This is a genomic window from Yoonia sp., from assembly GCF_046292185.1.
Classification (GTDB): Bacteria; Pseudomonadota; Alphaproteobacteria; order Rhodobacterales; family Rhodobacteraceae; genus Yoonia.
On record NZ_JBKBQY010000120.1, the window covers coordinates 1 to 8,168 of the forward strand.

Here is an 8,168-nt window from a genome sequence, read left to right on the forward strand (position 1 = left end):
TTGTCTGCGCATTTGGCCCGCTAAACCGGCACGTGCAAAGGGTTTCTGCGCCACCCCTCCAGCGCCTGTTCTGTGGACAGTTCGGTGGATGAATCACCGCCGCGTGGCGCGCCCATCTGGGTGGCAGATCGTCAACAGAATTAATCTGTATTTGGTGTGAAATATCCGTTGACCCACTAGGGCTAGTTGCGGCACCTTATGCAAGCCGCCACAATGACACCAGATATTGCGTCGGCATGGGGTACGATTCAACAGGCAGGCGCTAAGCCGACGAAGGGTCGATGACCGGGCATTCATGCTTTGGGCGTCAGGACCACCTTGCTGCAATCGCCGAACTATTTTGCGCCGCGCCTGCGGTGCCTAACCGATGTGGACCGCAACGACGGTCACCGAAAAGGGGCAGAGACATGAAAATCGAACGGAATTTCACCAGCGCAGGGGCCGACGCTTACGCAGCACTGGATTTCAAGACCACCACATCGGAAATCCGCAACCCCGATGGCACTATCGTTTTCAAGCTCGACGATTGCGAAATCCCCGCCGGTTGGAGCCAGGTCGCATCCGACGTGATCGCGCAGAAGTACTTCCGCAAGGCGGGCGTGCCGTCCGCGGTGAAAAAGGTCAAGGAAAAGGGCGTACCGGAATTCCTGTGGAAATCCGTGCCCGCCAAGGACGCGACATTCGGCGGTGAAACCAGCGCCAAACAAGTGTTCGACCGTCTGGCCGGTGCCTGGACCTATTGGGGCTGGAAAGGCGGCTATTTCACCACTGAAGAAGACGCGCGCGCCTATTTCGACGAAATGCGCTATATGCTCGCCACCCAGCGCGCGGCGCCGAACAGCCCGCAATGGTTCAACACCGGTCTGCACTGGGCCTATGGCATCGATGGCCCGGCGCAGGGGCATTATTATGTGGATTACCAGACAGGTGAGCTGACGAAATCCACATCCAGCTATGAACACCCCCAGCCGCATGCCTGTTTCATCCAATCCGTTGCCGATGATCTGGTGAACGAAGGCGGGATCATGGACCTGTGGGTGCGTGAAGCGCGGCTGTTCAAATACGGCTCCGGCACCGGCACCAACTTTTCGTCCTTGCGCGGCGAAGGCGAAAAGCTGTCTGGCGGTGGCAAATCATCGGGCCTGATGGGGTTCCTGAAAATCGGTGACCGGGCTGCGGGCGCGATCAAATCCGGCGGCACCACACGGCGCGCGGCGAAAATGGTCATCGTCGATGCCGACCACCCCGATATCGAGGAATTCATCAACTGGAAGGTGATCGAGGAGCAGAAAGTCGCCTCTATCGTCGCCGGGTCCAAGATGCACGAACGTTACCTGAACGCGATCTTTGCCGCGATCAAGGCGTGGGATGGCGAAGAAACCGCCGCCTATGACCCCAAGACCAACGAAACTTTGGCCGCTGCGGTCAAGGACGCGAAACGTTCGGCCATTCCCGAGACCTATATCAAACGCGTGCTGGACTATGCCAAGCAGGGCCACACCAGCATCGAATTTCCGACCTATGACACCGATTGGGATTCCGAAGCCTATTCATCCGTTTCCGGCCAGAATTCCAACAACTCGATCCGCGTCACCGATGCCTTTCTGAAGGCTGTTGAAAATGATGCCGATTGGAAACTGATCAACCGCAAGAACGGCGAAGTCGCGAAAATCATCAAGGCCCGCGATCTGTGGGAACAGGTGGGACACGCCGCCTGGGCCTGCGCCGATCCGGGCATCCAGTACCACGACACCGTCAACGCCTGGCACACCTGCCCAGAGGATGGGGCGATCCGCGGATCGAATCCTTGTTCGGAATATATGTTCCTGGATGATACCGCCTGTAACCTCGCGTCCATGAACCTGCTGACATTTTACACTGATGGGCAGTTTCAGGTCGAAGATTACATGCACGCCACCCGCCTGTGGACCGTGACGCTGGAAATTTCGGTGATGATGGCGCAGTTCCCGTCCAAGGAAATCGCCCAGCGGTCCTATGATTTCCGCACCTTGGGTCTGGGTTATGCGAACATCGGCGGTCTGCTGATGAACATGGGTTTTGGGTACGACAGCGACGAAGGCCGCGCCATGGGGGCCGCGCTGACCGCGATCATGACCGGCGTATCCTATGCGACATCCGCCGAAATGGCGGGCGAATTGGGCGCGTTCCCCGGTTATGCCAAGAATGAAAAGCATATGCTGCGCGTGATCCGCAACCACCGCAACGCCGCCCTTGGCAAATCCACCGGCTATGAGGCGCTGGATGTGAAACCTGTCCCGCTGGACCATGCCAATTGCCCCGACGACCGTCTGGTCGCACTGGCCGTGGCCGCTTGGGACGAGGCATTGCGCCTGGGCGAGGCGCATGGCTATCGCAATGCGCAGGTCTCGGTCATCGCACCGACCGGCACGATCGGTCTGGTAATGGATTGCGACACCACGGGCATCGAACCTGATTTTGCGCTGGTGAAATTCAAGAAACTCGCCGGTGGCGGCTATTTCAAGATCATCAACCAATCGGTGCCGGCCGCATTGGAAAAACTGGGCTATGGGTCCGCGCAGATCGAGGAAATCATCGCCTATGCGGTCGGTCACGGATCGATGGGGCAGGCGCCCGCGATCAACCACACATCGCTGATCGGGCATGGTTTCGGCCAAGCAGAACTGGACAAGGTCGAAGGCGCGCTGCGCTCTGCCTTCGATATCCGTTTCGTGTTCAACCAATGGACGCTGGGGCAGGATTTCTGCACCAAGACGCTGGGCATCCCAGAGGCGAAACTGAACGACCCGACCTTCGATCTGCTGCGCCACCTTGGCTATACCAAGCAGGATATCGAGGCCGCGAATGACCACGTTTGCGGCACCATGACGCTGGAAGGCGCGCCCTTCCTGAAGGAAGAACATTATTCCGTCTTCGACTGCGCCAACCCCTGCGGCAAGAAAGGCAAACGTTATCTAAGCGTTGACAGCCATATCTACATGATGGCAGCGGCGCAGTCCTTCATCTCGGGCGCGATTTCCAAGACGATCAACATGCCCAATGACGCCACGATCACGGATTGCCAGAAAGCCTATGAATTGTCGTGGTCGCTGGGTGTAAAGGCGAATGCGCTTTACCGTGACGGATCGAAATTGTCGCAACCTCTGGCCTCTGCGCTGGTCGAGGATGACGATGATGCGCGTGATGTGCTGGAAAGCGGCAACCACCACGAAAAAGCCGCCGTGCTGGCGGAAAAGATCGTCGAAAAGATCATCATTCAGGAAATCCGCAACCGCGAGCGCGAAAAGATGCCGCAGCGGCGCAAGGGCTATACCCAGAAGGCCATCGTCGGCGGGCATAAGGTTTACCTGCGCACCGGCGAATATGAAGACGGGCAGTTGGGCGAAATTTTCATCGACATGCATAAGGAAGGGGCCGGTTTCCGCGCGATGATGAACAATTTCGCCATCGCGGTGTCGGTCGGCCTGCAATATGGTGTGCCGTTGGAGGAATTCGTCGATGCCTTCACCTTCACCAAATTTGAACCGGCAGGCATGGTGCAGGGCAATGACAGCATCAAGAATGCGACGTCCATTCTGGATTACATCTTCCGCGAACTGGCGGTCAGCTATCTGGACCGTACCGATCTGGCGCATGTGAAACCCGAAGGCGCGTCTTTCGACGATATCGGCCGGGGCGAGGCGGAAGGCGTGTCCAACGTCCGCACACCCAGCGAAAACGCCGCATCGCGGTCGCTTGAGGTGCTGAAGCAGATTTCCTCTACCGGTTATCTGCGCAAGCGGATGCCGCAGGATCTGATGGCATGGCAAGGCAGCACGGCACCTGCGCCCCTGGTCACCGGCACGGCCACGCTGACAGCGGTGGCGACACAAACGGTCAGCGCCCTGTCAGCACGCGACAAGGCCAAGATGCAGGGCTACGAAGGCGATCCCTGCGGCGAATGCGGCAATTACACGCTGGTGCGCAACGGGACCTGCATGAAATGCAATACCTGCGGCGGGACGAGTGGGTGTAGCTAAGAGATTGAGGGTTGAGACCCAGAGATATCAGCTCTGGGTCTCAGCTCGTTACTCGCTTGATCAGTGCGGGCGAGTGACAAAGCATTTCGACTCTTTCGAGTCGAGGTGACATGGTGAAAGCACGGTCGAACTGCTTGATCAATGACGCACTGAGTTATGCACAGGTTTGCCACCAAGATATGCTCGCTGCCTGTGGAAAACTTAAGGAGCCTGAAAATGGCAAGTAAAAAGATCACGGTCACCCGTGAAACAAAGACGGGACTGAACGTTGGTTTCAATGTTCCGGGACAAGGAAGCACGCCGCGGTCTAAGTTAATACCGCAGGTCGAAGCCGGGAAACACGTCGGTTATCATACCAGGACTCATCCAAACGGCACGAAGTTTGTCGCTTCAAACCCAGACGGGTCGAAGAAAAATAACCTTGGATAAACTTGCTAAGGGCGGGGCCGAACAGGTGCCGCCCTTACGCCTTTGGAATATCAAACCCTGGTTCCGCCAGCGTGAACCCAGAAAATTCAAACCCCGGCGATACGGTGCAGCCCACCAGCGTCCAGTCACCCGTGGTGCGCGCCGCCTGCCAATGCTGTTCCGGCACGATGGCTTGCGGAAACTGCCCCGCCGCCAGATCGGGGCCAAGCAGATGATCGACCGCAGGCCCCGCATCATCCGCCGCCACCTTCAGGATCAGCGGTGCACCGGCGTAGAAATGCCAGATTTCCACCGCATCGACACGGTGCCAATGGCTCGCCTCACCGGCTTTCAGCAGAAAATAGATACAGGTCCCGACGGGGCGACCGGCGTTATCCGCTACCCATGTCTGGCGGTAATGGCCCCCTTCGGGATGGGGGGCCAGTTGCAGGTGGGCGATGATGTCGTCCGCGGTCATGACGTCACCTCGTAGGGCGCGTTTCAACGCGCCTTACCGCAGAATGCTGCGCCCGGCATAAGTCGCCGTTTCGCCCAGCATTTCCTCGATCCGGATGAGCTGGTTGTATTTCGCCAGCCGGTCCGAGCGCGACAGCGAGCCTGTCTTGATCTGGCCGCAATTCGTGGCCACCGCCAGATCGGCAATCGTGACATCCTCGGTCTCGCCCGACCGATGCGACATCACATTGGTATAGCGCGCGCGATGCGCCATATCGACGGCCTGCAGGGTTTCGGTCAGCGTGCCGATCTGGTTGACCTTGACCAGCATGGAATTCGCGCAACCGCGTTTGATGCCATCGGCCAGACGGGCGGGGTTGGTCACGAACAGATCATCACCGACCAGTTGCACCTTATCGCCGATCATATCGGTCAGCATTTTCCAGCCGTCCCAATCATCTTCGGACATGCCGTCTTCGATGCTGATGATCGGGTAATCGGCGACCAGTTTCGCCAGATATTCGGCATTCTGCTGGCTGGACAGGGATGCACCTTCGCCCGCCATCTCATATTTGCCGCCCTTGTAATATTCAGTCGCGGCGCAATCGAGGGCGAGGTAGATGTCTTCGCCCGGCTTATAACCCGCCTTTTCAATCGCCTTCATGATGAAATCCAGCGCTTCGCGGGTCGATCCGATGGCGGGGGCAAAGCCGCCTTCATCGCCGATGCTGGTGCTCATCCCGGCGGCAGACAGTTCCTTTTTCAGCGTGTGAAAGACTTCGGAACCCATCCGCACCGCTTCGCGGATATTCGCGGCGGCGACGGGCATGATCATGAATTCCTGAATGTCGATCGGGTTATCGGCATGTTCGCCACCGTTGATGATATTCATCATCGGCACGGGCAGGGTGCGGGCAGAGGTGCCGCCGATATAGCGGAACAAGGGTTGGCCGGTGAAATCGGCGGCAGCTTTCGCCACGGCCATCGACACGCCCAGAATCGCATTCGCGCCCAGGCGGGATTTGTTCGGCGTGCCGTCCAGTTCGATCATCGTCATGTCGATGCCGACCTGTTCGGTCGCGTCAAAACCCAGGATCGCTTCGGCGATTTCGCCATTCACGGCGGCGACGGCGTCCAGCACGCCCTTGCCCAGATAGCGTGATTTGTCACCGTCGCGGCGTTCCACCGCCTCGTGTGCGCCGGTGGATGCCCCCGATGGCACGGCGGCGCGGCCCATTGTGCCGTCCTCTAAGATCACATCAACCTCGACCGTGGGGTTGCCCCGGCTGTCGAGGACTTCGCGGGCGTGGATATCGATGATCGTGCTCATGGAAGGCTCCTTTTAGGCGCTATGTTAGCGGTATCATGGGTTCTATAACGCGGCAGCTGCCGCAAGGGAAGCGCGGCGCAACCGGGCCTCGCGCCAGAGGGTGAAAATGCCCGAGGTGATGATGATCGTGGCCCCCAGCAATGTCGCGGCATCGGGGCGTTCACCGAACACCACGAAACCGATCAGCAGCGCAAAGATCATACGGCTGTAACGGAATGATGAAATCACCCCCGCATTGCCGGTCCGCGTGGCGGTGATGATCGACATATAGGACGCCACCCCGATGACTGCGCCGCCCAGCACCAGCAGCCAGTCTGCGGCGGTCAATGGCACCATCGGCTGGCCCTGAAAGATCATGAGCGCGATACTGCCCGGCACGACAAAGGCGATGGCATGCATGCCCAGTTGCACGCCCGACATATTCACGTTGATCCCGCGTGTCAGCAGATCGCGACTGGCCAGCGCCAGCATGCCCGCCACGGCCAGCAGGGTGGCGGGGTTGAACCCGTCCAGACCGGGGCGCACGATCAGCAGAACACCGGCAAATCCGATGGCAATGGCCAGCCAGCGCCGCCAGCCGATGCTTTGCCCCAGAAACAGACCCGCGCCCATGGCGACGACCAAAGGTGTGGCCTGAATGACCGCCGATGCGGTGGTCAGCGGGATCAGCGACAGGGCCGTGGCGATCAGCACCGTGCCGGTGACTTCGGACAGGCTGCGCAGCAATACCCATTTGTTCAGAAATTCCGGTTGCCACAGCGGCGTGCCACGGACCACGCACCAGCCCATCATCAACAGCAGAATACCGGTGCTGATCAGCGCCACGGCCTGCCCGACCGGCAAAACCTGCGACAGGGCCTTGATCGCCGAATCCAGCAGCGTGAAACAGAACATCGCCAGAACCATAAAGGCGGCGCCGCGCAGGTTATCCAAGGTTCAGTGGTCCTTTTTCTTCAGCGGCAGACCGTAAAGTTCCAGCCGGTGCCCCATCAGCCGATAGCCCAGCTTGGCGGCGATGCGTTCCTGCAATTCTTCGATCTCGGGATCGACGAATTCGATCACCTCGCCGGTATGCATGTCGATCAGATGATCGTGGTGGTCGCGGTCTGCAGCCTCGTACCGGGCGCGGCCATCGCCGAATTCGTGTTTTTCAAGGATGCCCGATTCCTCGAACAATTTGACGGTGCGGTAAACCGTGGCCAGCGATATCCGCGGGTCCACGGCCGAGGCGCGGTTATAAAGCTCCTCGACATCGGGATGATCGCTCGCGTCTTCCAGCACGCCTGCAATGACGCGGCGCTGGTCTGTCAGACGCAGGCCATGTGCTTCGCAGCGGGAAAGGATCGTGTCGGTCATCATGGCCCCGGTCTTGTCTTTGGTTTTTCTTAACGGGCCTTGGCACGGGTGGCCAGTCTTGATCGCATGCGTCACAGACCGGGAAGCCTGATCCAGGTGCCGCCCAATTGCCGGATCTGCGCGCCACTGCCGATCTTGAACCGCGCCAGCCCCGGCGCATGATGGGTGTCGATCGTGCCCAGATCCAGCCTGCCGCAGCCTTGTGCGTGAAAATCCTGCGCGGCATGGATCAGCATCCGGTGATGCGCGCCGCAATCGCGCCCCAGATCGGATGTCCAGCCAAGGTGATAGGTCACCACCGGCGCATGGCGCAAAAACAGCATCGCGGCGATCAGGATATTGTCCAGATGCGCGGTATAGACCACCGCCGCATTGCGCCCCGTCGCCGCAAAGGCAGGGATCAACGCATGGGGCAGGGCGCAGAACCCCGCACGGCGCTGCTGTGCCAGATCGGCCTGCAACAGCCAGCGGTGGTTTTCATTGTCCCAGGGGGCGCTGCGGATCGTGCAATCGCGCGCCTGCGCCTTGCGCCAACTGGCGCGCCATTTGGGATGCGCGCGGGCGAGGGCCGCATCATCCAGCCGCATCTCGGCGATATA

7 protein-coding genes are annotated in these 8,168 nt (G+C 59.5%); 2 read left to right on the forward strand and 5 right to left on the reverse strand.

Going from position 1 to position 8,168, the window contains the following annotated elements; translation table 11 throughout:
• The first annotated feature begins 407 nt into the window (after nucleotides 1–407).
• Together ACK4TM_RS16035 and ACK4TM_RS16040 are read left to right on the forward strand one after the other, a co-directional pair.
• Complete coding sequence (locus ACK4TM_RS16035) at nucleotides 408–4,019, forward strand: vitamin B12-dependent ribonucleotide reductase (protein WP_409703107.1); 3,612 nt, start codon at nucleotides 408–410, stop codon at nucleotides 4,017–4,019.
• Between the two features lie 216 nt (nucleotides 4,020–4,235).
• On the forward strand, nucleotides 4,236–4,448 hold the full coding sequence (locus ACK4TM_RS16040) for a DUF3892 domain-containing protein (protein ID WP_409703110.1): 213 nt from the start codon (nucleotides 4,236–4,238) through the stop codon (nucleotides 4,446–4,448).
• A 34-nt stretch (nucleotides 4,449–4,482) separates the two neighbouring features.
• Here ACK4TM_RS16040 and ACK4TM_RS16045 read toward each other — a convergent pair whose 3' ends face one another.
• The 5 genes from ACK4TM_RS16045 to ACK4TM_RS16065 all read right to left on the reverse strand — a co-directional run.
• Nucleotides 4,483–4,905, reverse strand: coding sequence for a cupin domain-containing protein (locus ACK4TM_RS16045; protein WP_409703113.1), 423 nt, complete (start codon nucleotides 4,903–4,905; stop codon nucleotides 4,483–4,485).
• Nucleotides 4,906–4,938: 33 nt separating this feature from the next.
• Nucleotides 4,939–6,213 carry a phosphopyruvate hydratase gene (gene eno, locus ACK4TM_RS16050; RefSeq protein ID WP_409703116.1) on the reverse strand — a complete coding sequence of 425 codons (1,275 nt, stop codon included), beginning with the start codon at nucleotides 6,211–6,213 and terminating at the stop codon, nucleotides 4,939–4,941.
• A gap of 42 nt (nucleotides 6,214–6,255) precedes the next feature.
• The gene (locus tag ACK4TM_RS16055) at nucleotides 6,256–7,146 is read right to left on the reverse strand and encodes a DMT family transporter (RefSeq protein WP_409703119.1); all 891 of its coding nucleotides are present in this window, start codon (nucleotides 7,144–7,146) and stop codon (nucleotides 6,256–6,258) included.
• A gap of 3 nt (nucleotides 7,147–7,149) precedes the next feature.
• Entirely contained in the window at nucleotides 7,150–7,569 is a 420-nt protein-coding gene (locus ACK4TM_RS16060; RefSeq protein WP_409703122.1) for a Fur family transcriptional regulator, read from the reverse strand.
• A 71-nt stretch (nucleotides 7,570–7,640) separates the two neighbouring features.
• The coding region (locus ACK4TM_RS16065) for a GNAT family N-acetyltransferase (protein ID WP_409703125.1) at nucleotides 7,641–8,168 on the reverse strand (528 nt) is incomplete at its 5' end.

Excerpts from the sequence above, each read along its gene's own strand:
- ACK4TM_RS16035 (WP_409703107.1), top strand. The coding sequence starts at position 408 with ATGAAAATCGAACGGAATTTCACCAGCGCAGGGGCCGACGCTTACGCA.
- ACK4TM_RS16040 (WP_409703110.1), top strand. The coding sequence starts at position 4,236 with ATGGCAAGTAAAAAGATCACGGTCACCCGTGAAACAAAGACGGGACTG.
- ACK4TM_RS16045 (WP_409703113.1), bottom strand. The coding sequence starts at position 4,905 with ATGACCGCGGACGACATCATCGCCCACCTGCAACTGGCCCCCCATCCC.
- eno (WP_409703116.1), bottom strand. The coding sequence starts at position 6,213 with ATGAGCACGATCATCGATATCCACGCCCGCGAAGTCCTCGACAGCCGG.
- ACK4TM_RS16060 (WP_409703122.1), bottom strand. The coding sequence starts at position 7,569 with ATGACCGACACGATCCTTTCCCGCTGCGAAGCACATGGCCTGCGTCTG.